Here is a 26,173-nt window from a genome sequence, read left to right as displayed (position 1 = left end):
CGGTTTTTCCCGGCGGTGGCAAACATCGCCGGGTAATAGAAAACCTCCAGCAATAGGAAACCGACATGGTTGATACAACAGTCATCTTGCTCGGTGTTGTCATGTTCACGGTCATCGTTATTAGCTTGACGGCGATCATTCTGGCAGCGCGCAGCAAGCTTGTGAGTAGCGGGGACGTGACCATTGAGGTCAACGGCGACCCTGAGCACACTTTGAAGACCCAGGCCGGTGGTAAGCTGCTAAACACGCTTGCCGCTAACGGCATTTTCCTCTCGTCCGCCTGCGGTGGCGGTGGTTCTTGTGCCCAGTGTAAGTGTCGGGTTGAAGAGGGCGGCGGCTCTATTCTGCCGACTGAAGAGTCGCACTTCACGATGCGTGAGAAGAAAGAGGGCTGGCGCCTCTCTTGTCAGGTACCTGTGAAGCAGGACATGAAAGTCGAAGTGCCTGAAGAAGTCTTTGGGGTGAAGAAGTGGGAATGTGAGGTTATTGCCAACCCCAACGTTGCCACCTTTATCAAAGAGTTAAACCTGAAACTGCCAGAGGGCGAAGAAGTCGCCTTCCGCGCCGGTGGCTATGTACAGCTCGTTGCACCGCCTTACGATATCAAGTTCTCTGATTTTGATATCGACGAGGAGTATCGGGGTGATTGGGAAAAATTTGATATGTTCAAAATTTCCCACAAGAACAACGAGGAAGTGATTCGCGCATACTCCATGGCGAACTACCCAGACGAGAAGGGTATCCTCAAGTTTAACATCCGTATTGCCACGCCGCCTCCCGGCACTGACCATCCGCCTGGCTTGATGTCGACTTATGTCTTCAGCCTTAAAGAGGGCGATAAGGTCACCGTAATGGGACCGTTCGGTGAGTTCTTTGCCCGTGATACTGACGCCGAGATGATCTTTATCGGTGGTGGTGCGGGTATGGCACCGATGCGTAGTCACATCTTCGATCAGTTGAAGCGCTTGAAGTCTGATCGCAAGATTACCTTCTGGTACGGTGCTCGCTCCTGGCGTGAAACCTTCTACAACGAAGAGTACGACCAGTTAGCCGAAGAGTTCCCTAACTTTGAGTGGCACCTGGCGCTATCTGATCCTCAGCCGGAAGATAATTGGGAAGGGCCGACAGGCTTTATCCATAATGTGCTGTACGAAAACTATCTGAAGGATCACCCAGCACCTGAAGATTGCGAGTACTACATGTGTGGGCCGCCGATGATGAACGCCTCGGTTATCAAGTTGTTGCTTGATATGGGCGTTGAGCCGGAAAATATCCTGTTGGATGATTTCGGTGGCTAAACGGTCGGCGTAAGTCGATAGTAGCGTTAAGCGGGGCTGGCCTTTTGGGCTGGCCCCGTTTGTTTATATAACCTTGTGCAGGGAATGACTTATCACCGCGCTGATAAGAGGGGCTTGGCTAAGGTATAATCACTTTAATGATGAATGACCGTGCGGCACTTATCACGACGACTGTTGTCGTCAGGTAAGGCCAATAATTTAAAGCGAAGCAATGTGAAGCGGGGAGGTTGATATGACTATTTGGCTACTGGTATTCGGTTTCATGGCACTGATTATGGGTGCGATGGCCGTGGGCGTCATCATGGGCCGAAAACCAATTGCCGGTTCTTGCGGAGGTTTGAATCAAATCGGCATGAAAGATGGCTGTGATATTTGCGGTGGCAAAGATGAGGTTTGTGAAGAAGAGAACCGCAAGCGCGGAGGTGTGCGCCGCCGTAGCGATGAAAGCCGTGGTGCCGATTTGGGCTATGATGCTACACGTCGCTAACAAGACTGCGTTGTATGCAACGGGATGATTGACCAAAAATAGCAAGGGGACGCAGAGAGCATGGCGGTTCACAATTACGATGTTGTGGTGATCGGTACGGGGCCTGCAGGAGAAAGCGCTGCTATCAACGCTGCAAAGCATGGCAAGCGTGTAGCGATTATTGAGAAGCAGGTTCAGGTAGGTGGCAATTGTACTCACTGGGGTACCATTCCTTCCAAAGCGCTGCGCCATCAGGTGAAACAGATCATGGCGTTCAACACCAACCGTATGTTCCGCGATATTGGTGAGCCGCGCTGGTTCTCCTTCCCCAAAGTGATGGAACGCTCAAGGGGTACCATCGATAAACAGGTAGAGATGCGTACCACCTTCTATGCGCGCAACCGCATTGATCTGTTTCATGGCGTCGCCCGATTTAAAGATGAGCACACCTTGTTGGTGCGTGACCGCCAGGAAGGCATGGAAGAACTGGTGGCGAAGAAAATCGTGATTGCCACTGGTTCTCGCCCTTACCGCCCGGCGGATATTAACTTCCGCCATCCGCGTATTTACTGCTCTGACACCATATTAAGCCTCTCGCATACCCCGCGCACGCTGGTAATTTTTGGCGCCGGGGTGATTGGCTGTGAATATGCATCGATCTTTTCGGGCTTGGGCGTCAAAGTTGATCTCATTAATAACCGTGACAGCCTGCTGTCGTTCCTGGACGATGAGATTAGCGATGCACTCTCCTACCATTTGCGTAAGCACGGTGTGCTGGTTCGCCATAATGAAGAATACGAGAGCGTTGAGGGCGATGAGTCAGGCGTCGTCGTGCGTCTCAAGTCAGGCAAGAAAATTCGCGCTGATGCATTTTTGTGGGCCAATGGGCGAACCGGTAATACCGACAGCTTAGGCCTTGAGAACATTGGCTTAACCGCCAATGGGCGTGGTCAGCTAAGCGTTGATGAGCACTACCGCACTGCGGTTTCCCATATCTACGCAGCGGGCGATGTAATTGGCTGGCCGAGTTTGGCGAGCGCGGCTTACGACCAAGGCTTGAACTCGTGCAATGAGTTGCTCGATAAAGAGTATCGCTTTGTGAGTGATGTACCTACCGGAATCTACACCATCCCTGAGATTAGCTCGTTCGGCCCCAATGAGCGTGAACTTACCGAAGCCAAAGTGCCCTATGAAGTAGGCAAAGCTTTCTTCAAAGATACCGCCAGGGCACAAATTACCGGTGATACTGTGGGTATGCTTAAAATTCTGTTCCACCAAGACACCCTGGAAATACTCGGTATTCATTGTTTTGGCGACCAGGCGTCTGAGATTTTGCATATCGGCCAAGCGATCATGCAGCAAGAGGGCGATGCCAACACGCTCAAGTACTTTGTAAATACCACGTTTAATTACCCGACCATGGCAGAAGCGTACCGGGTGGCTGCGCAGAATGGTTTAAACCGGGTTTTCTAGCCACAGCTTTAGCGAGGGCTTTGTCAGGCGTCTAATCCGAGAAGTTGCCTTTGTCGTAGACGTTTAAGAGTCACTGGATTCGCGAATAAGCGTATGGCCGTAAGCTTGTGGTTTGTTATCAGGTGACGGCTCAGTGGGGGGCAACAGTTTTTCAACGCGGTTGCGCCCCAGTGCTTTAGCTTGATAGAGCGCTTTATCGGCAAACGAATAAAGCTGCTCAAACGTCAGCGAGCCGACTTGGCACGTCGTCACGCCGATGCTAATAGTCGGGTTGGCTTGCTGCTCTATACCGCTCAGCGTATTAACTTCGACCTCTCGGCGCAGCCGATCTGCTACCTGAAGCGCATCATGGGTAGCGGTGTTGGGCATCAATAAACAAAACTCCTCTCCACCAATCCTCGCTAATGTATCCGATGGACGGCTAAGCTCGCGAAGCTGCTTACTGATCTGGCGAAGTACCTCATCGCCGGTTGGGTGCCCGTAGGTATCATTAATTTGCTTGAAGTGATCAAGATCTAACAGCAGCAGGCTAAGCGGTGCTCGATCGCGCTGGGCTTGGGTAAGCGCAGCGGATGCTATATTGACCAAATGGCGCCGGTTATATAGCCCGGTCAGTTCATCGGTTAGCATTAGCTGATGCATGACGTTGCGCTGACGGTGGAGATGAATAACCGCTAGGCAGAGTGTAATTGCAGCGCTGACCATTAACACCAATAGCGCACTCACCGCAATCGAGAGTCGCTGCATCACCAAACGTTGCTGAACAGAGGTGTCGCGCACTTCTTCTAGCAGCTGGTTGTATAGCCAAGCCTGAGCGCCGCCTACCTCCATGGCAACCCGTTGTAACGGATCAATCAGCTCTGGGCGCTGTTGGGCTTGCTGTGACTGCTGGGTTAAGTCTGAAAGGCGATTGTTAAGCTCACTGAAGTGATTATGCAGGTATTCAACGTCCGAGATGAGATATCGGTGGCGTTCAATACTGCTCTGTATGTTATTTAAATGCTGTTTGGAAAGTGAAATAAAATAATCGATGTATTTAATGTGTTCGCTGCTAGGCTGGCGGCTGCCTTCCTCTAATGCGGCCCGTAACTGAGGCGTGGCCTGTTGGGCTAGAACAATATCACTTACTAGCGTGGTGTAATCGGCGCTAGCTTTTTGGCACGCACTGTAAACATAGCTGCCCATTACTGCGGACATAGCGCAAAGAAGGACGGCAAAAATGGATGCTAAGCGCCCACCGGGCTGACGAAGAAAGTGGCGCATCATCATGAGATAATCAGCAAGCAGGCAGTGATGCCGCCCCTCTCTGTATACTGCCGAGCAGGCGAGAGTACGTTTGGTAAAAACACGTAATCATCAAAAGAGTGCTTCCGTTGCAAAGGGCAGTTCTGCATGGCACCTCTCCGTTAATGGGTAGGTAATCCAATGAACAGCTTAAAGACTTCATCCTTATGCAACTTAAGCACTCACCCGCCGAGTCTGCCATCCCACAACTTTACTAATTGCAGGATCATACTTGTGCTCGTTATTATTAATAACGCTGTTAGTGATTGATATTTAATCGTTATTTAGAGAGTCCAAGGCTAAACGCGCTTTTTCCTGCCAGCTCCCTTCAAGCGCAGCCGCTTGCGTTAATGCTTCGCGAGCCGCGTCAGGCGCATCGTTTTGCAATAGTAAAAGGCCCAGATTTAGCCATGCGGCCCCCATCTTTTCATCTAGCTCGGTTGCCCGTTCAAACGCCTTGCGTGCGTTGTCGGGTTGTTGATCTGCGTAAAGCGCATTGCCTAACGCAAACTGCCCCATAGCGTTAGTGGGATGGCGTTTTGCAAACGCTTGCCAGCTTGAAAGCGTGGCGCGTGGCCCATGGGCCTCTTCGTAGGCGCTAAGCGCTTCTAAGGCGTTGCGGGCAGTAATACCTGTAGGCAAAGTACCTGGTACGGCCACCACAAATCCCCAGCGCTCAGTGCGTGCCCAAGTGGCATCGAAACGGCTGAACGACATGGTATGGCGCTCAATCTCGCCGCTGCGCAGAATAAGCGTTTCACTGGGCAAATCGTAACCAATGGCCACAGCGTAGTGCCACATTGGATAAATCGGCAGCGACAAATTCTGCATAACGACCACCGGGTCGCCCGCTGCCAAATGGTTTAATAGGGCGTCCATGGTGCCGCGAATAGGAAACGCGAGCTGCTCATGCCGTCTCACCGTTGCCAGCATTTCTGGCTGCACACTGCCATCGCGTCCGGGCAGAAATACTTGAGGAATCAGCTCCTCAACGTCGGTGTCGACACCCTGGTGATTGAGTACCATTGCCAGCGTGGCAGGGCCGCACTGAAATTCTGTTTGGGCGTAAAACGGTACGCTGGTGATTTCTGTATGGGGCGGTAGGGCTTGATAGGTGCTTTGCAGTAATACCGGATTACGCGCACAGCCGCTGAGCAGTAGCAGCATAATAAAAACGCCCGCAAAGCGGGCGTTGGAAAACAGGTAGGTCATGAGCGGCCTTGTATTAGCGAGTAAACGGGTAAACGTCGGTTAGGCCGAGAATGTCGGTTACCAGCAAAATAATGAAAACGGCAAATAAAGCGCCTACAACGCCGGCACCGGCTGGCAGTTGCTCAAGCTGATCAGCCATTTGCTGTGCTTCAGCATCACTGAGTGATGCAACGCGAGCCTCGACTTCGTCCAGATCAACACCCTGTTTTACCAGCTGATCTTGCACATCGGCGCGGGCCAGGATCTCGTTAATCCGTTCGCGATCAGCGCCAGCACGGTCAGCTGCCAAAACAGATTGGGTGGAGACTAAATCCATTGATTGGGGCGCAGTGGGTGCAGCGGCAACGGGTAAGCTGGTAATAACCAGCGCTGCAATCAGTAGGGTAGAGAGGTAAGCACGCAATGTTTTCATCGTCTTCTTCCTTATAGACTAGTCGGGGTGGTAAGGAATGAGTATAGAAACAAATGGTTTGATTTTTAAGCGTAATATGCAAAGTGCTAATTATTTGCACTAATGCGATAGGTCCAGGCGGATTCTGAGAGCAGTCCACGGCCCCCGGCCATGGTCATGGCCAGATCGTGTAGGCCGGGCCATAGCGGTACAGTTGCCGCGCCCTTGACGGCTAAATCGAGCCGCTGGGCCATTAATAGCAATTTATGTAGTCGTTTCATGGGCAGGCGGCCAATGGCTTTCTGGTAAGCGGGGCGGCGCTTATCAAAAATCATCGGCTTTTGGGTTTTGCAGGCGTGCTCAAAACTCTGCCCTTGATCCAGGTGCTGATGCAGCGAGAGTAGCGTGCGTAGCTCTCGGCTAAGTGCCCACAGCACGATAGGCGCCTCAACGCCTTCACTGCGTAAGCCATTCACAATGCGCGAAGCGCGGCTGGGTTCGCCTTTCAGGCAGGCATCGGCCAAATTGAAGACATCAAAGCGGGTGCTGTCTTCTACTCCCTGGGCAATACTTTCCACGTTCAAGCGGGTGCCTTGGGGGTGAATCAGTGCCAGCTTTTGCAACTCTTGGTCAGCGGCCAAAAGATTGCCTTCGGTGCGCTCTCCCAGCAGGCGAGCGGCTTCCAGATCAATTTGTAGACCGTGCAATGAAGCACGATCCCGTAGCCAGTAGCCCAAGCGGGAAGCGTCCACGGGCCACACGGGAACAAACAAGCCGTGCTTATCCAGCGCTTTGAACCAAGCGCTTTTTTGCTGCTTGGCATCAAGCTTGCCCATACCAATGAGCAGAACGTCATCGCTGTTATCCAGAGTTTCGGCGTACTGCGCTAACGCTTTGCTGCCTTCTTGCCCTAATTTGTGATTGCCTAAGCGCAACTCCAGTAGCTTGCTGGTCGCAAACAGCGAGAGGTTGCTCGACATCTCCATCAAGCGACCCCAGGCGAAATTGGGCTCCACGTCGAGCACTTCACGCTCTTCAACGCCTGCTTGACGCGCGGCGGCTCTCACCGCATCGCAGGCGTCGCGATGCTGCAAGGGCTCGTCCCCCGCTACGATCACTACGCGGGGAAGCTTTTTTGCCAACGCAGCGGGCAGCTGATCAGCAAATACCTTCACTGCATACCCTCAACGTAAGCCAAGCGTTCGATAATGCGATCAGCGAGCTGACGTGAAAGCGTTTGCTCAGCTTCCATCATCAGCGTTTCACGGTTGAGCAGGTCGTCATCGCTGACCCGAATACGCGTATCTGTCGACAGGGTCTGGTTATTGATGTGATAGGCATTGGAGGCTCGCTCCTGTACCGAGAGGCGAATGCTGAGCACTAACTCGTGCTCGCGGCTTGCCCGACCATCACCCCCCAAGCGGCGTTCGCTTAAGGCAGGCGTGCCCAGCGTAACCCGCCAGGGCGCATCAGCGGCTACCTGAGTGCCTAACTGTTGAAGCCGCGAAGCGATCTGCTGGGCGACGGCACTATTGTTGTCGCCTTCTAAGGCAAGAGTGGGCAGCGTAGGCAGCGACTCAGTGCCGCGTAGCCGAAACCCACAGCCGCTGAGCAGCATCGCCGCCGAGGCGGCGATGCTAGCGGTTAAAAATGTGCGTCGGTTCATCCACTCACCACGATGTTAACCAGTTTTCCGGGCACCACGATCACTTTACGTACGGTGTTGCCCTCGAGGAAGCGCTGCACGTTTTCGTGTTCCATGGCGAGTTTTTCGATTGATGCTTTATCCGCGCTTGAAGGGGCTTCAATGCGGGCGCGCAGCTTACCGTTAACCTGCACTACCAGCTCGATGCTATCGCGGGTAAGGGCGCTCTCATCAAGAGCTGGCCAAGGTGCTTCAATGGCTGGGCCAGCGTGGCCAAGCGCTTCCCACAGGCTATGGCACAGGTGTGGGGTAATCGGCGAGAGCAACAATACGCAGGCTTCCAGCGCCTCGCGACTCACCGCCAGACCAAGTTCAGAGCTATCTTCGAACTTGGCGATGGCGTTAGACAACTCCATCACCGCGGCAATGGCTGTATTGAAAGTGGTGCGGCGGCCAATGTCGTCGCTGGCTTTCTTGATAGTCTCGTGGGTTTTCCGGCGCAGCGCCTTTTGATCGTCGTTGAGTGCATTGACGTCCCGCGTGCCGGGCGTGCCCGATGCCAAGTGCTCATTGACTTGACGCCATAGGCGCTTCAAGAAGCGGTGCGCGCCCTCTACACCTGAATCCGACCACTCCAGGGACTGCTCGGGGGGTGCGGCAAACATCATAAACAGGCGTACGGTATCGGCACCAAACTTGTCGATCATCGACTGCGGATCAACGCCGTTGTTTTTCGACTTGGACATCTTCTCGATGCCACCCATTTCCACCGGCTCGCCGTCGCTCATAAGGATAGCGCTCAGCGGGCGGCCTTTCTCATCGCGCTTCACTTCCACGTCAGCGGGGTTAAACCACTGCTTGCCTCCGTTATCAGTGGAGCGGTAGAAGGTTTCCGCAATGACCATGCCCTGGGTCAGAAGCTGCTGGAACGGCTCGTCGGAATCCACCAAGCCAAAGTCACGCATCAGTTTGTGGAAGAAACGCGCATACAGCAGGTGCAGAATGGCGTGCTCGATACCGCCAATGTAGAGATCCACCGGCAGCCAGTAGTTGGCACGCTCGTCCAGCATGGCTTCGGTGTTATCGGCACAGCAGAAGCGCGCGTAGTACCAGGAGGACTCCATAAAGGTGTCGAAGGTGTCGGTTTCGCGCGTCCAGCCATCGCCCAGATCAGAGAACGCCGGCATCTTTTTCAGCGGCGAGCCCGAGGCGTCTACGGTGACTTCCATGGGGAGAGAAACCGGCAGCTCGTCATCGGTGAGGGGAACGGTTTGACCTTCCGGGCCGTATTTAACCGGTATCGGCGCGCCCCAGTAGCGCTGGCGGGCAACGCCCCAATCGCGCAGGCGGTAGTTGGTTTTGACTTCGCCACGACCAAGCTCCGCCAGTTTGGCGGCAATGGCATCGAACGCTTGTTCAAAATCAAGACCATCAAACTCACCTGAGTTGACCAGCTTGCCGTATTCGGCGTAGGCCGCCTCAGAAACGTCGGCAGGCTGGCCGCTTTCATCGGCGATGACCGGTTTGATGGCAATGCCGTACTTGGTGGCAAACTCCCAGTCGCGCTGGTCGTGGCCGGGTACCGCCATGACGGCACCGGTACCAAACTCCATCAGCACGAAATTAGCCACGTAGACGGGCACTTCATCGCCCGTTAGCGGGTGAACCGCCATATGGCCGGTGAGCATGCCTTTCTTCTCTTTGGTGGCCATCTCGGCTTCGGAAGTGCCGCCCCTGGCGCACTCATCACAGAAAGCTGCAAGCTCACTGTTCTGCTCGGCCGCCTGCTTGGCTAGCGGGTGGCCAGCGGCAACGGCCACATAAGTAACGCCCAGCAGAGTATCCGGACGAGTGGTATAGACCGCTAGCGCCTCATTGGGTTGGCCATCAGCGCCTTTAACATCGAAGGTCAGCTCGACACCGCGGGATTTACCAATCCAGTTGCGCTGCATGGTTTTGACCTGCTCGGGCCATTCGACTTTATCCAGGTCGGCCAGCAGCTCATCGGCGTAGTCGGTAATCTTCAAGAACCACAGCGGTATCTCTTTACGCTCAACCAGCGCACCGGAGCGCCAGCCGCGGCCTTCGATAACTTGCTCATTGGCGAGGACGGTTTGATCAACCGGATCCCAGTTCACCGTCGACATTTTCTTATATACCAAGCCTTTTTCCACCAGCTTGGTGAAGAACCACTGCTCCCAGCGGTAGTAGCTGGTATCGCAGGTGGCGAACTCGCGGCTCCAGTCGTAGGCAAAACCCAGCGCCTTCAACTGATTGCGCATGTAGTCGATATTTTGGTACGTCCACTTGGCGGGCGGCACCTGATTCTGGATGGCGGCGTTTTCCGCGGGCATGCCGAAAGCGTCCCAGCCCATGGGCTGCATGACATTTTTACCCTGCATGCGCTGGAAACGTGAGACAACGTCGCCGATAGTGTAGTTACGCACGTGGCCCATGTGCAGCTTGCCGCTGGGGTAGGGGAACATGGAGAGGCAGTAGAACTTCTCGCGGTTGGCGTCCTCTACGGCTTTGAAGCACTGATGTTTGTCCCAGTACTGCTGGGCGTCGCGTTCGATATCACGAGGGCTGTAGTGTGCGTCCATCGGTTTATTAATGCCTTGGCGTATTCGCCCAAAAGGGGCGCAAAGTGAATGTTAGATGACATCTGTCAGATAAGTGAGGTCGATTGTATCCTATGCGGGTGTATCCTTGAACGGTAAGCCGATGATAGGTAACTGCACGCGTCGACAAAAGGAGAGGCACCATGAGTGAACAGCAGAATGACAATCGCCTGCGCGAAGGCTATGAGCGCTTGCTAGAGCGGATGCAGGGGGGCGCCAATGAGCTAACCTGGGAAAACTTGCAGAAGGATTTGGACGACGCGGTCGAGTTTGAAGCGGAGCTAGAGGAGTACACCAAAGATGAGCTAGCCCTGCTGCGCGCCTGGGTCGAGCGTGACCTGAAAGATATGCGCTACTACATGGCAGATACCGGCAAGCAGGTAGCCAGTTGGTTGGGCATCGACATTGACGGCCTTTCGCGCCGCGTGGCGGAGTCGCTGCTTTCAATTGCTGACCGCAGCGTGGTCGAACGCGAGCGCTTCGAAGAAGATTTAGAAGCTGCCCGCGCTGACTACTGCGAAGGTGAGATGGCGGCGCCTGGCCTAATGGCCTGCACCCACTGTGATGCCCAGGTGATGCTGCCTACCGTTGCGCGCCTGGAGCCTTGCCATCAGTGTGGCCATCGCTACTTCTACCGTTTTCCCAATAAAATCATTGAGACCTGATCGATTAGGTAACTAGTAAGCTGACGCCTGCGATCGCCCCTAGCGAGAGCAGGCTCATGACTGCTGCGTAGAGCAGGTTATTTTTCATCATGCGGTAGCCGCTCACCCCGTAGCGCCCCTGCAGTGACAGGTTGATCCCTGAAAGCGGGCCCACGCTGGTGCCCACTGCCCACGACGTTAATGCCACAAATGCAAATACGGTTTGCTCACCGTTCTGTAAGTTCAGTATCGAGGCCAGCACCGACACCCCAATAATGGGATGAAGCCCTGCCAGTGCGCTCAGGGTAATCGCTGCAAAACTAAGCATCGCCTGAGGTGTGCCAAAGCGGGTGAACAGCGTCCAGTCGCTGCCAGCTGCCGCTGTTACCAGGGTTGAAAGACCAATCGTTAAAAGTCCCGCGGCTAAAAACAGCGAAATTTCCCCGCGCATGGCGGGTAGCCGCGTGGTGGTGTGCTGGCGAAGGCGTCGCAGGGTAAAACGGGGCCCATGGGGTAGGTTGCTCAATACCGCCACGCTGGGCAGCAGAAAGGTAATAATGCTGACAATGGTAAGGGCAGGGGTGAGCACAAAGTGAAAAAGCATCACCAACGCTGCCATACCCACTGGCATAAACAGGCTACGTGGCGCCAGGGAATAGCCATCCACCTCGCTGAGATCAAACCGGCGCCGAAGTTCCAGCGTGGTTAATAGCCCTGACAGCATCGCCATGGGAAAGCCCACCACGGCAATTTGCGCGTACTCAACGTCGGGCACCAGCGCAATCACCACGCCCATGGAGGCAAAAAACGGCGACCACAGCGCCGCGCTGCTCAGCCCACGGTTAAGCGCCAACAGCTGCGGCGTAGTGAGGGGGCCACGCCGGGCCAGCTTATCGCCCACCATAAACACGGTAGAGAGATTTAAAATCGTCCCCAGAAAGTGCACCCCCAGCCAGGTACGTAAAATACCCCCCGCCCCAGTCACTCGGCTGCCTGTCGCGCCCTTGTTGCCTTGCTTCCCAATCAGCGAAATAAAACTAACGCCCACCAACATGGCCGCCACAAACGAATTGCCCTGTAACATAGCGGGCCAATCCACCTCGGCGCCATACACAAACCGCGCCACCAGCAGCATGCCCGCACCAAGTGCAATCAATACGCCCGCTTGAATCCGCGAACGACGGGGAATATCCCGCCACAGCAACACAACCGCCGCCCACAGCAAATAGCTCACCGCATGCGCAGTGCTCAACCAGCCGGTAAAACCGATAATCTGTGCGATAAGCCCAAGCAGAATCAGCACGCCCGCCAAGCGCTGCCGAGAAGTCGTCTCTTGCATGCCAAACCCTTAATAGTGAATTAGCAGGCTAATCGGATTTGCAAAGGAAGGCCAGTGGCAACGAGTTATGAAGCAAGAGCATTTTGTACACTGGCACCATTGCGTGCGTAGCCACATTTTGTAGCGCGTGGTAACGAATCTGCGAGGAACGAGCAAATGAGGCACCCGCGGGAGCATCGCGCAGCGATGCCAGAGCCATGCAACTAACGAGCCGTTGCCCTAAGAGAGGAAACACTTTTTTTTATCGATACGTGACCTAATCCAAATTTATGAATAAGGTATGGTTAATTAGTCAGACTCGGTCTCAACTGGAGCGTTTTAACGTAACCCAGGTGTGCCTTGGCGGTAGCGTGGTTTCGTTTTAGCTCATTAGCCTAATAGGGCAGCGCACACCTGCAAATTCCTTCCCTATTACATGCGTATAAATTTGCGTTGTCTCGATACTTTTGTGGCCTAGCAATTCTTGTACTGTGCGAATGTCCGTGCTTGGGCTCAGTCATTGGGTGGCGAAACTGTGCCGTAAGGTATGGCAAGAGCCTGGACGTGGCAATGATGCAGATTTCATCGCCTGCTTCACGGCCTTTTGCACAGCCGATGAATGAATATGGTGAAGAACGACGTTCCCGGCATCATCACAGCATGGGCGGCTGGCAGGAAACAGCCATTGCCAACCTAGGGAAATACCCGCGCTTGGGTACTTACGATCCAGAGCACCTTTCCCTGCCCTGACGGTGATGATATGGCGTTCGGTATCAATATCTCTTACGCGCAAACGACACGTTTCGATGAGCTCAGTCCTGAGCCATACATCAGGGTTGCCATCAAATTCATAGGCCCAGACAATTGATTTAATACGCGCATAACCTCTTCGTGAGAAAGCACGACAGGTAATCGACGCGGGCGTTTAGCTCGTGAAAAGGTACCAATATCACCTAATGGCATATCAAGGATATGGCGATACAGAAATACTAAAGCATTAAGCGCTTGGTTTTGTGTAGCTGCAGCCACATATCGCTCTACGGCAAGGTGCTCCAGAAAAGCCTGCACTTCAGAAGGGCCCATACTGGCAGGGTGACGCACCCCATGATAACGAATGAAGTAACGTATCCAGTAACAGTATGTTTTTTCAGTACGTGGGCTATAGCGCTTTACCCGCATAACAGCTTTCACACGATCCATTAATTTGGGAGGCCTGCTTTGCATATCCATTTGTTTTCTATCTCCTGGTGGTGGATATGCATACAGTATTGTTGAGCTTGGCAAAACGTGCAAGCGTGTGAATTCAGCAAATGCAGCCTAATTAATGTTAATTTAATTTAAAATCATGTGGTTATGCACGAAAAGGTAGGCTACATTTGCTAAGTAAACATGCTGGCACGTTCATCCAATCATAGGACGTGCCGTCTAATACCTGTTCTGTAGCTTGAAAGGAGATCCATGAATTTACTCGATATAGCAATTTCTACTATCGGTTCATCGGCACTACTTGGTGCTGTGGCATGGTTATTCAGAAATTGGATAAAGGCACGCTTGGAGAACGCTATAAAGCATGAGTACAACGTAAAATTGGAGAGTCACAAAAATCAACTCAAAGAAAAAACCGACAAGCTTCTTCTTGATCTAAAGAATCAGGCGGATATTGAGTTTGAAAAATACAAGGTAAGGATCGGCCCATACTCAGAAAAGCAGTTTGAGCGTTACAACGAGTTATGGGTAAAAATGGTTGAGCTGAAATATGGCATGAATGAACTATGGGATCATGCCGGGCAAGATGCGCTAGAAAAATTTTCCGGCGACCTCAGAGAGTTGGTTAATACGCTAGAGAAAAGCGCGCTATTAGTCGAACCGGAGCACTACAAAGAGCTCATGGATTCGATGAATGCGTTTGCCCAGTATCAGTTTGGAAAGCAAACGTTAATAGAATTGAGAAGGGTGTCAGGCAACAGGTATGTTGAAGGTGTTACCGAGCAAATATCCCAGCTGATAAAGGGAAATGAACAAAGTAGAAAGAGGCTGCTTAAAGCCCTGGACAACCTCATGGATCCAATGCGTAAGCAGATAAATGGAGCTATGAAATGATACAGAACAAGGCAATGCACGCGACAAGCGCGTGATTGCAGCGTTAGGCGGAATAATCTCAATAGGAAAATGAATGATAAAGGATTTCGGTAAGACAGCAGAAAAGCTTTCTGGCAACCCTTTAGGGATAATCGCTCTTTTTATTGTTCTGCTTTACGGCATTGCAGGCCTTGTTCTAAGCACGTCTGCAAACTTCCTCGTAACTGAGGAAAGAATGCCACTGATATGGTTTCTCGTGATCTTTCCGTTCTTAGTATTGCTTGTTTTCGCATGGCTGGTTAGCCACCATCATACTAAGCTTTACGCGCCTAAAGATTTTGTCAGTGATGAGGCATTTTTAAGAGCTCTCACTCCTACAGAAAAACGATTTAAGCAGCAAGCCGAAATCGAAATGTTTGAAAATGAAAATAGCTTCGAAGCAGCGCCTGATATCACAGTCACTTTGCCACGAAATCCAAGAAAATACCTTGGTGTAATGTACGATTACGGTCTGGCAGAGGACTTGGCAATCAAACACCTTCAGGCATCAAGTGGAATTGAAATAATAAAGGATCAAGAGCTTCGCCGGGGCGACCAAAGAGTGCAGGTCGATGGTTTAGCTGTTACTGAAAATATGTTAACCGCATATGAGGTCCAGTTGATTAAAGGTGAACACCTAAACAGAAACCTTAGGAATCGGATGGCGGACGTTGCATATAAAGCGATGCAGCTAGGCGCGTTTGGAAAGAATTCAAGGTCCAAGTTGGTATACGTGGCGGTTGTGGATGGGCTAAGTGATGAAATTGAAGAGAAATTGAAAAGTCGTTTCCACGAATTCTCCTCCGCATCTTTGGTCCCGATTGAGCTGACCATATTGGACTTTGGAAAGCTCAAGAAGCTTTATAGCAATGAGGACGTCGCCTAACAAATAGCGTCAGTCGGACCGGTTTGTTCCGCTGCGCTACACAAACCGGCCGCTGCGCATGGGCGTTATATGTGCAACTAACCGTTGTAATTAGCGGATTTTTATAAAAAGGCGGGCCGTGCTTTGGATCCAAGAGTTTTGTGGAATCTTCCACCTGAAAAGTTTAATGAGTGGCGAATAAAGCATGATTATCCTGCGCTATTCACTATTTTTAAAAAAAAGTTATCCCATTATGATGAGTGGTTGGAAAGCGAATCGCTATCCCCAGAGATTTTATTTAGGCATGGATTTTCGCGATTTATTAGTGCAGAAGAAGAGCTTGTGCTCTGTGAGTACAAGCAAAATAATAAATACATGCTTTTTGAGAAGAGCTTTAAAAAGCTAGATTCTATAAGAAATTCAGGCTGGATAAAAAAAGAAGATCAATATAAGCCGTATTTTTTCTGGTTAGAAAGAAATTACGGTGTCGAAATTCACGAAAGCACCAAAAGGGAGTTTAGAATATCTAGCTGGATAGGAGGTCGCCCACAGTTTCTAAAAGAGCACTTCCTTTTGAATCTTGGAGGTGTTGAGCTAAAATCGCCGATTCTCTCTGGTCGTTTGCTTGACTTTTCGTGTTTAGATAATCTGAAAATCACAGGTGCTGTGAGCAATACGCATCTTTATCTATGGCATTGCTCAGCAATTGGGCTAGAAATATCAGGTGGGTTGGCATTTCTTGATTTTTACGACACAAAGCTATGGAGCCACGGCTACTTTAAAGAAAAGCAAGAGCTAACCTTAAAAGATGGAGTCTTTCAAGATTTTCATTTTAAAGGGTGCGACCTTCGTTTTCATGCTTCTAGAAGTACGCTAATGCGGTGTTCTATTACAGGTAAAAACTTTGATGCCACTCTTGAACACACTAAAATTGATGATTTCATTTTTCGTGCAGAGAAGTCAAAGAGCAATCCTTTTCATTCTAGATCAAAGTTCTATGCTAAAGCTAAAAATTTTTTTTCGTCAGTTGGAAATAAATCACAGGCTGGAGATAATTTCTTTAAAGAAAAGAAAAGAAAAGAAAAGAAAAGAAAAGAAAAGAAAAGAAAAGAAAAACTATATGCTATCGCTGTTGTTTCCAAAGAAATCCAATTGGGATGAGTGGCATCTTAAGAGCACCGTCGGGAAAATGTGGTTGGGAGTTAAGTCCTACGTAAAATTCTTGCTTTGCTTCTTTGATTATCTTGTTTGGGGTTTTGGAGAACGCCCAATTAGGAGCTTATTTTTTTCTTTCGGATTGATTCTTTTGTCATCTTCTGTTTATTTCTATTCTGAGGGATCCGTAACATATGGAGAGCTCGTTAATTCGATTTATTTTAGCATAGTGACTTTTGTTACATTGGGCTATGGCGATATATATCAAAAGCAACCTTGGTTGCAAATTTATTCCTCGCTTCAGGCATTTTCAGGAATGGTGTTAATGGGGTTTTTCTTGGCTGGTTATGCTTCAAAATCAAAACAGTACTAGTCGGCAATATCATATAACAAATGCAGGCAAGGGACGCTCCTGACGTCGCGCCCCTGCTGCAAACGTTGAGCCTGTAGAAAAACCCCGCTGACGGCAAAGTTTTGGTAGGATCGAGAAAACAGACGAGGAGTGGTCAGCATGCCGCGCTTCAAGCCTTATAACCACGATCAAAATGCCATGGTGGTTATCAACTACCAAGATCAACTCCAACCCGGTACCTTTGAGCACGCAGTGCATTACCTGATCGAGCATAAACTCGACTTGTCCGTTTTCCACCCCAAGTACCGCAACGATGCGACCGGCCGGCTGGCCTATGATCCGGCCATCCTGCTTAAGATTATCCTGTTTGCTTACTCCAAAGGCATCACCTCCAGCCGTGAGATGCAGTGGTGCTGCGAGACCAATATTATTTTCAAAGCCCTTTCCTGCGATACCGTTCCCCACTTCACCACACTGGCCAGCTTCGTCAGTCGCCATGCTGATGAGATTGAAGCGCTATTCGAACAAGTGCTGCTGGTGTGTCATGAACAAGGCTTGCTGGGTAACGAACTCTTTGCCATTGACGGCTGCAAGATGTCCTCCGATGCCTCTAAGGAGTGGTCGGGTACGTTCAAAGAATTGGGCGAGAAGCGGGAGAAACTAAGAGGACTAGCTGGGCGCTCAAGTGGCTGAATGCCGATATTAATATTATCCCGCCAGAGGACTGGCTGGGTAAATGAATTAGGACGACTGGCGGTGGAGAGGGCTCGAAACCGGGTTTTTCTACAGCCTCGTTATATGAGGAAAGCAGTTGAGTCACGTGATAAAAGTTGATGGTTTTCGAACGATGGATATTGGCGAAGTGATTGAATCTATCGACTTGGCGCCCAAGAAGAGTCTTGAACAGCTCCGGCTGTTTGATTTGCTCTTAACTGATGGTTCAAATCAGGCCCTACGCCACGGCGTATATATATTCTTCAACCAAGAAGGCGAGTGCGTATACGTGGGCATGTGCAGCTCTAGTCATTTTGCCCACAGAATCGGGGGGCATTTTGGCATGTCTCCGAAATACGGTATGAATACATTTCTCCGACGAGTGGTAAACGGTTTGAACTTAAAGCCCAGCGCGGATAATGGATATGATCACTACGTGACCGCTCTATCTCAGATTGGCCAATATTCTATCCTGCTCATCGACGCGAATGGTAAAGGTAGAAAGTTTGTTCGTGCGTTGGAGCGCCTTCTCCACGCAATGCTCAAACCCAATTTAAACTTCCCAAAAGGTATGCCAAAAACCTATAAGTCATTCACTGCCGAGGTTGGTTTTGATGACGCGATAGCCCAGTGCGGAGGCTCATAACAAGACGCGCCAATCTGCACCTTCGGTGCCGGACACTCGCAAGCTCGTGCCATTGTGCTTTACGTTATATCTGTTCTGGCTGAACGTTCGTTTCTGGACGTAAGTCGACCTAAGACCAATCTGTGAGGGTTACCGTATGGATGCACCGTGAATTTCGAGACGATTCTGATCATCACCTGTGCCTATCTTGTGGCTGCCTTCGTCAAAGGGGCGACCGGTCTGGGGTTCTCAACATCCGCGCTACCCATCCTCGCGCTTGGGCTGGGCCTCAAATCCGCCATACCGCTGGTCATCATTCCCTCGCTGGTGAGTAACGCCATCGTGATGATGCAGGCAGGGCACTTTGGGGAGACGGTGCAGCGCTTCTGGCCGATGTTTCTCGCCACCATTCCCGGCCTGCTGATTGGCCTCGCCGTGCTGGATCTGATCGATAGCCTGGTCGCCGGCGCGATACTGGGCCTGGTGCTTATCGGCTACGGCGCTTTCACGCTGCTTCGCCCTGGCCAACCGATGTCGGAGAGCCTGGGCCGCAAACTTGCGCCGGTTTCCGGTTTTCTCACCGGTCTGGTGAATGGCATGACCGGATCGCAAGTCATGCCGGTCTTGCCGTTCCTGCTGGCGCTTCAACTCGATCCCAAGCGGTTTATCCAGGCGATCAATATCTCCTTTACCCTTTCGAGCCTGATCATGGCCGTGGGCCTGGCGAAGCTGGGACTCATGACGGTCGAATCGATTTGGATCTCGCTGTTGGGGTTAATACCCGTCTACGTCGGCACCAAGATCGGCGGTATCGTGCGCCAGCGGATGGATGCCGACACCTTCCGCAAAGTGGTGTTGCTGATGCTGATCGCCTTCGGTGTCGTGCTGGTCAGCAAAACCGCCCTTGCATAGGGCGGGTAGCGCCTTTCGTGGCGGCGGTGGGATCTGAAAGCGGCCGTAGCATAGCTGCCTATTCCTGAGCTAGAGCCCACAATGTCACGGTAGACTTCGCATAATCATGCGCCATCTCGGGAACGGCTCACATGAATGTCCAGGCCAATATCCTCGTGATCTTATTTCCCTGCTTCATCTCTATTTCCCGTACATCAACCGCACCGAGCTTACGAATCAGCTTCTTGGCAGGCTTAACATTGTCAGCTTTTGAAACCAAGCTGCTAAACCAGCGGCATTGAGTTGCATACTCCTGGCTTTCTCTTATTAGCTTTTTAAGAAACAGCTGTTCGCCCCCCTTACACCAGAGCTCTGCGCCCATCCCGCCAAAGTTCAGCGTAGGCGATTGGGTTGTGGCTTTTAGTTCGCCGCGACTACGAGCAAGGTTATTGAATTTACGCTGGCTACCTTTAAGTGCTTCATCGAGCGAGGCGTGAAAGGGTGGGTTGCATACACTGACGTCAAAAAACTCCCCATCTTGAATGATCCCTTCAAAAATATGGTTTTTATCGTGCTGTGTGCGTAGCGTGAAGCGATCCTTGAGCTTGGGGTTGTTGGTAATAATTGTGGCGACGTTCTCAAGCGATTGAGGGTTAATGTCACTACCAACACACTGCCAGCCGTAAATTTGGCAGGCCAGTAGTGGGTAGATGCCATTGGCTCCTGTCCCTATATCGAGCAGCTTGATGCTGGGCTGTTCATGTCCAAGCCCAAACTCCAATAAATCCGCCATGTGATGAATATAGTCGGCTCTGCCTGGGATCGGGGGGCAAAGCGCGCCCTCTGGAATATCCCAATCGACAATATTGTAGTATCGGTTTAATAACGCGGCGTTGAGCGTTTTTACTGCCAGTGGGTCTGCGAAATCGATGGAAAGTTCGCCATAAGCGTTCGGCTTCACATAGGGGGCTAGTGCTGGGTGGCTTTTTACGAGAGCTGGGAAGTCATAGCCTTGGTTGTGTAGATTCTTCGGGTGCAGGCCTTTGCGAACAGGCTTGGTTCGGCTATTTTCACTTCGATGGACGGTGTTCACAGTAATAGGCCTGAGGCTTGGCGTTCAATAGTCGAATGGGCTTGTCTTAGTCCGTGATTATAATCTTAATAGCTGTGTTGAGCATACTCGGCAGTTCGAGGGTGGCGTGAGAGCTCAAAGAGGTTCGGATTTTGATTCATGATTGCTCTTCTTGCTCACTCGCTGAGGTATGGTTTGAAGAAGGTGATTCCGATGTTTACCTCAACCTGAATGAGGTGGTGACAGAGGAGAGGAAGACCCTGAGGCGATCCATTATCTAGAGTACGAGGGACAGATAATCGAGTCTGTAAGAATCAGCGTGGCTTTCTGCCCATTTTGCGGCCAAAAACTCGCAAGCTCGCACTGGTGCGCGCGGCGTTAAATTTTCAATCGAGTTAAGTGATGAATATTGAGATTGTTGAAAAAGCAGATCACCTTAAGCTGATAGAAATTTGGGAAGCATCGGTCAGAGCAACCCACGATTTTTTGGCTGAAGATGATCTACAGGAGCTAAAGCCTTTAATTCTGGAACAGTACTTTGACGCTGTTGATTTAAGGTGTGCTAAAAACGGCAATGGTGAAATACTGGGTTTCTGCGGTGTACATGACGGTAATATTGAAATGTTGTTCATCTCTCCTGATGCGCGCGGAAAAGGCATTGGTGCCATGTTAGCGACCCTCGCTATCAAAGAGCAGGGAGCGACAAAAGTCGACGTTAATGAACAGAATGAGCAGGCGCTAGGTTTTTACCAGCATATTGGCTTTAAAGTGACGGGGCGCTCTCCGGTTGATGGGCAGGGTAAAGCCTATCCGCTGCTGCATATGGTGCTATAAAGATTTATCAAGGCTAGGCACGGCGAATCAATATCGAAGTAACCTTAGTAGGAAATCGAAACATGCAGCAATATCTAGAGTCAACGGAATACATAGATTGGAGAACACCGGAGGTGTTGACCAAGGCGCACTCGCTGGCTGACGGAACGGAGAGCCTTGAACTAATCGCAGAGAAGTGTTTTGTATTCGTTCGAGATCAGATTAAGCATAGCTGGGATTACGAGTGTGATCCTGTGACGTGTAAGGCTTCCGATGTTCTGAGATACGGTACGGGCTACTGCTATGCGAAGAGCCACTTACTTGCGGCATTGCTGCGTGCGAACGGCATTCCCGCGGGCTTGTGCTATCAGCGGTTGACTATTAGCAATGATAAACCGCCGTTTTGTCTGCATGGCCTAAATGCCGTATACCTTGAAAGGCATGGCTGGTATCGAGTTGATGCCAGGGGGAACAAGACCGGTGTTGCAGCTGAGTTTTGTCCCCCGACTGAGCATTTGGCATTTCCGTTGGTCTCAGATGGGGAAGCCGACCTTCCGGAGATATGGGCAAAGCCCATATGGCCTGTTCTTGAAGTGCTTCAAACAAAAAAGACGTATAAAGAGGTGGCAGATAATCTGCCGGATATTCAGCTGGCGTTGGCTAACAAAGCAATGCACGCAACAAGTGCGTGATTGTGGTGTTATATGCAAAAAATTATTCGGGTTCAAGGAGGAGTGTTTTGTTCGATGAAAAAGTAAAAATAGAAAAATGTGACCTTAAAAATCTTGATGAGTTAGTTGAAATTGGAAAGGTGACATATCTTGATACGTTTCAGGGATCTTGTTCAGATGATGTGATGAAAAAATATTTAGAGGAGGCATTTGAACGAAATAAAATACGTGAAGAAATCATGAATAAAGATAGCGAGTTCTTTTTCATATATGTAGATAATAAAGTCTCTGGTTACCTTAAGCTAAACATCAATAGTGCTCAGTCTGATTTAAAGAGTGAAAATGGTCTAGAGATAGAAAGGATAAATATAAAACGATAGGGTTGGGTAAGCTTCTGATAAGGTATGGGCTCAAAAGGGCAGAACAATTAAGGAAAGGCTTTGTATGGTTAGGTGTCTGGGAGAAAAATTCGGCCGCGATAGGCTTTTACATGAAAAATGGTTTTTCCGAAATTGGAGTTCATGACTTTATAATGGGCGATGAAGTACAAAATGACTTAATCATGAGAAAGGATGTTATTTACTGAATAAGTATACGGAAGTGGAGGTTTTATATCACAAAGCATGAAAGAGTGCCTCCAAACGAGTGCCATTTTCGCTTTTCTCAAGAAGGTAGAGGTATACATCAATGCAATCAGACGTAGTTAGTTTGGCCGAAAAGTTCAGTAAGTTTTCGGAACACTGGTCGCCACCCGTCGTCGCGGAGATGAGCGACTATCAGCTCAAACTGGCAAAACTTCAGGGCGATTTTGTTTGGCATGATCATTAAAGATACTGACGAGGTTTTCCTGATTGTTAAAGGAACACAGAGAATCACACTCGGGGGTGGTACTGTTCATCTACCCGAAAGAGAGATGAATGTTGTTCCCAAAGGTGTGGAGCGTAGGGCCCTTCGCTGAAGGTGAATGCCATGTTCTCCTTATTGAGCTCCGTAAGCGCTCCAATAACCCCATCTAGGCAGTCATTGCCTAGACCGGTAAGGTCTCTTTCCACTGCCAGGGCAGTAGCGTGTTGAGGTCATCGTCGTTGAGAGAGGGTAGCGTCTCAAAGACGTGCTGACCATCCAGCGGGCCAAGGTGTTGCGGGGAATCGCCGCGCCATGGCGGGCAAAATCTGGCTCTGCCGATACAGTGGCAAGGCATCTTGGTACTTGGCGGTGGCGACATAGGCCAGCAGCGTGGCGCTGGCATTGCTCTTGGGCAACAGCTTGGCCAGCGCTGGGGCGACCTTGACGCCCTCTTCGCACAGTGGGCAGGCATATTTACGTCGCACATGACGGATCACCTCGAGCCGGGCGGGTACCACGTGAAGTTCTTCGCTGACCTCTTCGCCAATGACCGTTAGCGCGGCGCCATCGTCCTGACAGTGACGGATCTCTTCAGGTAGTTCATGCACCACTTCAACCCGTGGGAGTTCAGGGGGCAATGCCACCCGGCCACCCCGTTTACAACGTTTCGTCGGCGCAGCGGATTCAGCTTCATCATTGCCTGCTGTGCCTGTATCGCCGTCTTCTTCGTCAACCGCCACTTCGGCTTCATTGATCAGTAGGTCGCACTGATCGACGCGGTACTTCTCGGTGGAGGGGCCGAACGTGCGCTCCAGGGCTAGCCGGAACTGCTCATACAGTGATTGTTTGGTGGCTGCCCACTGGGCTTCCTTTTTCTCCATCAGGCGGTGAAGCTGCGCGATCTCTTCCTGCTGTGCCTGTACTTGGCGTTGCAGTTGAGAGACGGCATTTGAGGAAGCAGCAGCGTTTTTCATGCCGCCTATTTTACCAAAAACGCCGACAGAATAGGAGTAAGAAAGTTAACCAACCTGCTGAAAGTCCAACGCTTTGTGGGGCTGCATGGCCTTTAAGTTAACGCCATCCAGCAGCCAGTTAAGTTCCTGGCCAGTTAACGTGACGGTGTCGCCTTCCAGGTGGGTTGGCCACTTAAATCGCTCGCGCTCCAGACGCTTGTACCACACCACAAAGCCGTTACGTTCCCAGAACAGTAACTTCACCTTGTCGCGTTGACGGTTACCGAACACAAACAGCGCCTTATCGAACGGATTTAGCGCCATGGCTTCTTGAACCAGCAAGGCCAATCCATCGATTTGCTTACGCATATCCACGGGTTCGCGGCATAAGTACACCTTCAGGTCAGCACTCGGGCGGATCATGTCGCCACCTCCACTGTCACAAACCGCGCGGGACGACAACGCGGTGGTACCGGCACCCCTTGTACACTTAGCCGCCTCTCTCATGCCAGCAGGTCAGCGAGGCTTAACGCCTGGGAAGCGGCGTAGTCACTTAACGGCATGTTCTGCGCTGAGGCACAGTAAAGATGACCCAGCCAAAAGGCGCGGGTAGGGTTGAGTTCACAGGTCATGGTGATCTCCAAAACCAACAAGAGATCATTAGTGTGAAGAGGCGTAATTAGCTTGAGTAGATGGGTTTGGTGGCTCGCTTACTGAGCTCCGAGGCGTGGTCAATACCGGAGACTTCGGCAGCGAGCTTCAGACCGAAAATGATGTCTCGGTATAGCGTTAGGCCATCTTTCGCTAAGCAAGGCCAGGCACGGCGACGTCTTTTCCGTTGCGGCTTCGCCTTTACTACAATGCCACGCGTGTTGGCTGCTTTAGGGCGTCAGAACACTCACTCCGTCCCATCAAACTTCCCGTAGTTACCTCTTGACTCATTAGGTCATCTGTCCTAGTTTTAAAAAATAGGACGATTGTCCTATAGCTCTGAATAGTTGCCGGGAGGCGCTTCGGTGGTCAATAAACTAACAAAAAATCGAATTGTCGATCAGGCAGATCACCTGTTCTATGAGCAGGGGTTTGAGCACACATCTTTCGCGCAAATTGCGGAAGCTCTAGGCATTTCACGAGGAAATTTCTACTACCACTTCAAGACCAAGGACGAAATCCTGGATGCCGTAATCAATCATCGTCTTATTCGCACGAACTCAATGCTCGATAATTGGGAGCTAGAAGGCGACACGCCAACGGATCGTATCCGCTGTTTCATCAATATTCTGGTAATGAATCGCGCCAAAATTAAGCGTTATGGCTGTCCGGTAGGGACGCTCTGCACGGAACTTGCCAAGCTGGATCACCCCGCAAGAAGCCACGCAAACGAGTTGTTTACGTTATTTAGAACTTGGTTGCGCCGACAATTCGAACAACTTGGCCGTTCTGATGACGCCGATGAGTTGGCAATGCACCTACTCGCTTTCAGTCAAGGAATAGCGACACTTTCTAGTGCATTCCAGGATGAGAAATTCATTCACATGGAGGTAAGCCGCCTGGATGACTGGTTGGCCTCCATTATAACTGCAACCAACACTCAATCGGAGGTGCTTTAATGTTTGTCGTTCTTTTGCGGTTCTCAGAAAACAAGGATCAGGCCAGTGATTTTATGGAAGGTCATAATCAATGGATCAGGCGGGGGTTTGAGGATAAGATTTTCTTAGTGGTTGGCAGTCTTCAACCCGGTCTTGGAGGTTCTGTTCTTGCTCATGGTGAGTCAAGGGAAGCTCTTGAGAGCCGAGTTAATCAAGACCCATTTGTGGCCGAGAATGTCGTTACGGCAGAAATACTTGAAATTGAGCCAAAAAAAGCAGATGAGCGACTGGGCTTTCTTCTGGCCAAGTGAGGGGGGGAGCGATGAACTCTACTGTTCAAGGCCATGATGGAGAATTGCGTTGCAGCTGGTGTTCGGCTGCTCCTGAGTTCTTTGAATACCACGATAATGAGTGGGGCTATCCAGTTGATGACGATATCAGGTTGTTTGAAAAGCTGTGCCTCGAAAGCTTTCAATCCGGCCTGAGTTGGCGAACAATTCTAGCCAAACGAGAGAATTTCCGTGCTGCTTTTTCCAATTTCGATTTCAATATAGTGGCAAAATACAATAATTCTGATATCGAGCGGCTATTGAAGGATGAAAGGATTGTCAGGCATCGAGGAAAGATCGAAGCTGTGATCAACAATGCAAGAAGGGCCAGAGAGCTCGTGGAGCAGGAAGGTTCACTGGCTGCTTACTTCTGGCAATTCGAGCCAGACGAAAATAGTTTGCTTGAGCCACAGACAGCATCAACTTCGGAGGAATCTGTTGTGCTATCGAAGGCTTTGAAAAAGCAAGGCTGGCAGTTCGTTGGCCCCACGACCATCTATGCTTTTATGCAGGCAATGGGACTTGTAAATGACCACTCTGATGGATGCGTATTCAGAGCAAAAGTGGAACAAGCACGCAAGCGCTTTAGGCGTCCTGGGCGAGTATAATGCCCTAAAAAAGCCAAGCACAGCGACAACCTTGCCGTTGCAGCTTCGCCTCCAGTCGCGAGATGAGGTGGTGCTGCGATACCGTGCCCCACTTCATCATGCTGGGAAGCTTCGTCAACTGCCATGCTGACGAGATTGAGGAGGCATTAGGCAAGTTCTGACGCCGCAGAGTTTTGATGTGCAGTAAATGTGCGCATATAATTAGTGCATGATCCTGCGT

At 50.9% G+C, this 26,173-nt stretch carries 29 protein-coding genes and 2 pseudogenes; 18 read left to right on the top strand and 13 right to left on the bottom strand.

Annotated features, from left to right (window positions below; translation table 11 throughout):
- Positions 1-65: 65 nt before the first annotated feature.
- From nqrF to sthA, 3 genes are all read left to right on the top strand, one after another.
- Complete coding sequence (nqrF, locus tag YERSI8AC_RS13445) at positions 66-1,298, top strand: NADH:ubiquinone reductase (Na(+)-transporting) subunit F (protein ID WP_009286983.1); 1,233 nt, start codon at positions 66-68, stop codon at positions 1,296-1,298.
- Positions 1,299-1,530: 232 nt separating this feature from the next.
- On the top strand, positions 1,531-1,785 hold the full coding sequence (nqrM, locus tag YERSI8AC_RS13440) for a (Na+)-NQR maturation NqrM (protein WP_022523176.1): 255 nt from the start codon (positions 1,531-1,533) through the stop codon (positions 1,783-1,785).
- A 60-nt stretch (positions 1,786-1,845) separates the two neighbouring features.
- The gene (gene sthA / locus YERSI8AC_RS13435; protein ID WP_009286982.1) at positions 1,846-3,237 is read left to right on the top strand and encodes a Si-specific NAD(P)(+) transhydrogenase; all 1,392 of its coding nucleotides are present in this window, start codon (positions 1,846-1,848) and stop codon (positions 3,235-3,237) included.
- A gap of 63 nt (positions 3,238-3,300) precedes the next feature.
- Here sthA and YERSI8AC_RS13430 read toward each other — a convergent pair whose 3' ends face one another.
- From YERSI8AC_RS13430 to leuS, 6 genes are all read right to left on the bottom strand, one after another.
- Positions 3,301-4,506 carry a GGDEF domain-containing protein gene (locus YERSI8AC_RS13430; RefSeq protein ID WP_022523177.1) on the bottom strand — a complete coding sequence of 402 codons (1,206 nt, stop codon included), beginning with the start codon at positions 4,504-4,506 and terminating at the stop codon, positions 3,301-3,303.
- A gap of 288 nt (positions 4,507-4,794) precedes the next feature.
- Positions 4,795-5,733 carry a PA2778 family cysteine peptidase gene (locus tag YERSI8AC_RS13425; RefSeq protein ID WP_159176884.1) on the bottom strand — a complete coding sequence of 313 codons (939 nt, stop codon included), beginning with the start codon at positions 5,731-5,733 and terminating at the stop codon, positions 4,795-4,797.
- 13 nt (positions 5,734-5,746) lie between these two features.
- Complete coding sequence (locus YERSI8AC_RS13420) at positions 5,747-6,145, bottom strand: PA2779 family protein (RefSeq protein WP_009286979.1); 399 nt, start codon at positions 6,143-6,145, stop codon at positions 5,747-5,749.
- Between the two features lie 86 nt (positions 6,146-6,231).
- The gene (holA, locus tag YERSI8AC_RS13415) at positions 6,232-7,299 is read right to left on the bottom strand and encodes a DNA polymerase III subunit delta (protein ID WP_088699942.1); all 1,068 of its coding nucleotides are present in this window, start codon (positions 7,297-7,299) and stop codon (positions 6,232-6,234) included.
- The gene (locus tag YERSI8AC_RS13410) at positions 7,296-7,790 is read right to left on the bottom strand and encodes an LPS-assembly lipoprotein LptE (protein ID WP_159176883.1); all 495 of its coding nucleotides are present in this window, start codon (positions 7,788-7,790) and stop codon (positions 7,296-7,298) included. Before YERSI8AC_RS13410 ends, holA begins: the two co-directional genes overlap by 4 nt.
- Positions 7,787-10,372, bottom strand: a complete 2,586-nt coding sequence (gene leuS / locus YERSI8AC_RS13405) for a leucine--tRNA ligase (protein ID WP_159176882.1) — start codon at positions 10,370-10,372, stop codon at positions 7,787-7,789. The genes YERSI8AC_RS13410 and leuS overlap by 4 nt, the downstream gene beginning before the upstream one ends.
- Before the next feature lie 161 nt (positions 10,373-10,533).
- Here leuS and YERSI8AC_RS13400 point away from each other — a divergent pair, with 161 nt between their 5' ends.
- Positions 10,534-11,055, top strand: a complete 522-nt coding sequence (locus YERSI8AC_RS13400; protein WP_009286975.1) for a zinc ribbon-containing protein — start codon at positions 10,534-10,536, stop codon at positions 11,053-11,055.
- A 4-nt stretch (positions 11,056-11,059) separates the two neighbouring features.
- Here the strand turns inward: YERSI8AC_RS13400 and YERSI8AC_RS13395 are convergent, their stop codons facing one another.
- The 3 genes and pseudogenes from YERSI8AC_RS13395 to YERSI8AC_RS13385 all read right to left on the bottom strand — a co-directional run bounded on the left by YERSI8AC_RS13395 (position 11,060) and on the right by YERSI8AC_RS13385 (position 13,582).
- Positions 11,060-12,373: a hypothetical protein gene (locus YERSI8AC_RS13395; protein ID WP_159176881.1), complete on the bottom strand. Its 1,314-nt coding sequence runs from the start codon at positions 12,371-12,373 to the stop codon at positions 11,060-11,062.
- Positions 12,374-12,734: 361 nt separating this feature from the next.
- Positions 12,735-13,145 (bottom strand): annotated as a pseudogene (locus YERSI8AC_RS13390) (tyrosine-type recombinase/integrase).
- Positions 13,136-13,582 (bottom strand): phage integrase N-terminal SAM-like domain-containing protein, encoded by a 447-nt coding sequence (locus YERSI8AC_RS13385; RefSeq protein ID WP_422822523.1) that lies wholly within the window; start codon positions 13,580-13,582, stop codon positions 13,136-13,138. Before YERSI8AC_RS13385 ends, YERSI8AC_RS13390 begins: the two are co-directional and overlap by 10 nt.
- A gap of 228 nt (positions 13,583-13,810) precedes the next feature.
- On the opposite strand from YERSI8AC_RS13385, the gene YERSI8AC_RS13380 reads away from it, so the two are divergent.
- The 7 genes and pseudogenes from YERSI8AC_RS13380 (at position 13,811) to YERSI8AC_RS13350 (ending at position 19,093) form a co-directional block, all read left to right on the top strand.
- Positions 13,811-14,452 carry a hypothetical protein gene (locus YERSI8AC_RS13380; protein WP_159176880.1) on the top strand — a complete coding sequence of 214 codons (642 nt, stop codon included), beginning with the start codon at positions 13,811-13,813 and terminating at the stop codon, positions 14,450-14,452.
- A gap of 73 nt (positions 14,453-14,525) precedes the next feature.
- Entirely contained in the window at positions 14,526-15,356 is an 831-nt protein-coding gene (locus YERSI8AC_RS13375) for a hypothetical protein (protein ID WP_159176879.1), read from the top strand.
- A gap of 123 nt (positions 15,357-15,479) precedes the next feature.
- Entirely contained in the window at positions 15,480-16,496 is a 1,017-nt protein-coding gene (locus YERSI8AC_RS13370) for a two pore domain potassium channel family protein (RefSeq protein ID WP_159176878.1), read from the top strand.
- The gene (locus YERSI8AC_RS13365; RefSeq protein WP_159176877.1) at positions 16,456-16,863 is read left to right on the top strand and encodes a potassium channel family protein; all 408 of its coding nucleotides are present in this window, start codon (positions 16,456-16,458) and stop codon (positions 16,861-16,863) included. The genes YERSI8AC_RS13370 and YERSI8AC_RS13365 overlap by 41 nt, the downstream gene beginning before the upstream one ends.
- A 138-nt stretch (positions 16,864-17,001) precedes the next feature.
- Positions 17,002-17,514 (top strand): annotated as a pseudogene (locus tag YERSI8AC_RS13360) (transposase); the annotation flags it as partial.
- 148 nt (positions 17,515-17,662) lie between these two features.
- Positions 17,663-18,202 carry a hypothetical protein gene (locus tag YERSI8AC_RS13355; protein WP_159176875.1) on the top strand — a complete coding sequence of 180 codons (540 nt, stop codon included), beginning with the start codon at positions 17,663-17,665 and terminating at the stop codon, positions 18,200-18,202.
- 147 nt (positions 18,203-18,349) lie between these two features.
- Positions 18,350-19,093, top strand: coding sequence for a sulfite exporter TauE/SafE family protein (locus YERSI8AC_RS13350; protein WP_159176874.1), 744 nt, complete (start codon positions 18,350-18,352; stop codon positions 19,091-19,093).
- Positions 19,094-19,220: 127 nt separating this feature from the next.
- Here YERSI8AC_RS13350 and rlmF read toward each other — a convergent pair whose 3' ends face one another.
- Complete coding sequence (rlmF, locus tag YERSI8AC_RS13345; RefSeq protein ID WP_159176873.1) at positions 19,221-20,165, bottom strand: 23S rRNA (adenine(1618)-N(6))-methyltransferase RlmF; 945 nt, start codon at positions 20,163-20,165, stop codon at positions 19,221-19,223.
- Between the two features lie 381 nt (positions 20,166-20,546).
- On the opposite strand from rlmF, the gene YERSI8AC_RS13340 reads away from it, so the two are divergent.
- The 4 genes from YERSI8AC_RS13340 (at position 20,547) to YERSI8AC_RS13325 (ending at position 22,214) form a co-directional block, all read left to right on the top strand.
- Entirely contained in the window at positions 20,547-20,978 is a 432-nt protein-coding gene (locus YERSI8AC_RS13340) for an acetyltransferase (protein ID WP_159176872.1), read from the top strand.
- A 62-nt stretch (positions 20,979-21,040) separates the two neighbouring features.
- Positions 21,041-21,649: a transglutaminase-like domain-containing protein gene (locus YERSI8AC_RS13335; RefSeq protein WP_141440993.1), complete on the top strand. Its 609-nt coding sequence runs from the start codon at positions 21,041-21,043 to the stop codon at positions 21,647-21,649.
- Between the two features lie 47 nt (positions 21,650-21,696).
- On the top strand, positions 21,697-22,008 hold the full coding sequence (locus YERSI8AC_RS13330) for a hypothetical protein (RefSeq protein WP_201304215.1): 312 nt from the start codon (positions 21,697-21,699) through the stop codon (positions 22,006-22,008).
- A gap of 2 nt (positions 22,009-22,010) precedes the next feature.
- On the top strand, positions 22,011-22,214 hold the full coding sequence (locus YERSI8AC_RS13325; RefSeq protein ID WP_201304214.1) for a GNAT family N-acetyltransferase: 204 nt from the start codon (positions 22,011-22,013) through the stop codon (positions 22,212-22,214).
- 517 nt (positions 22,215-22,731) lie between these two features.
- On the opposite strand, the gene YERSI8AC_RS13320 is transcribed toward YERSI8AC_RS13325, so the two are convergent.
- From YERSI8AC_RS13320 to YERSI8AC_RS13310, 3 genes are all read right to left on the bottom strand, one after another.
- Positions 22,732-23,448 (bottom strand): IS66 family transposase zinc-finger binding domain-containing protein, encoded by a 717-nt coding sequence (locus YERSI8AC_RS13320; RefSeq protein WP_236557301.1) that lies wholly within the window; start codon positions 23,446-23,448, stop codon positions 22,732-22,734.
- A 45-nt stretch (positions 23,449-23,493) separates the two neighbouring features.
- Positions 23,494-23,850: an IS66 family insertion sequence element accessory protein TnpB gene (gene tnpB, locus YERSI8AC_RS13315; RefSeq protein ID WP_138799459.1), complete on the bottom strand. Its 357-nt coding sequence runs from the start codon at positions 23,848-23,850 to the stop codon at positions 23,494-23,496.
- Positions 23,851-23,930: 80 nt separating this feature from the next.
- Complete coding sequence (locus YERSI8AC_RS13310) at positions 23,931-24,059, bottom strand: hypothetical protein (RefSeq protein ID WP_268892490.1); 129 nt, start codon at positions 24,057-24,059, stop codon at positions 23,931-23,933.
- A 384-nt stretch (positions 24,060-24,443) separates the two neighbouring features.
- On the opposite strand from YERSI8AC_RS13310, the gene YERSI8AC_RS13305 reads away from it, so the two are divergent.
- The 3 genes from YERSI8AC_RS13305 to YERSI8AC_RS13295 are packed head-to-tail and all read left to right on the top strand — an operon-like array spanning position 24,444 to position 25,953.
- The gene (locus YERSI8AC_RS13305; RefSeq protein WP_159176871.1) at positions 24,444-25,037 is read left to right on the top strand and encodes a TetR/AcrR family transcriptional regulator; all 594 of its coding nucleotides are present in this window, start codon (positions 24,444-24,446) and stop codon (positions 25,035-25,037) included.
- Entirely contained in the window at positions 25,037-25,327 is a 291-nt protein-coding gene (locus YERSI8AC_RS13300; protein WP_159176870.1) for a YciI family protein, read from the top strand. The genes YERSI8AC_RS13305 and YERSI8AC_RS13300 overlap by 1 nt, the downstream gene beginning before the upstream one ends.
- 11 nt (positions 25,328-25,338) lie before the next feature.
- Positions 25,339-25,953, top strand: coding sequence for a DNA-3-methyladenine glycosylase I (locus tag YERSI8AC_RS13295; protein ID WP_159176869.1), 615 nt, complete (start codon positions 25,339-25,341; stop codon positions 25,951-25,953).
- Positions 25,954-26,173 lie beyond the last annotated feature (220 nt).

Origin of the sequence: Halomonas sp. 113 (assembly GCF_904067645.1) — a bacterium.
In the GTDB taxonomy this organism is placed as follows: domain Bacteria; phylum Pseudomonadota; class Gammaproteobacteria; order Pseudomonadales; family Halomonadaceae; genus Vreelandella; species Vreelandella titanicae.
Note: the sequence above shows the minus strand (reverse complement) of the source record. Positions and strands in the feature narration are given on the sequence as shown.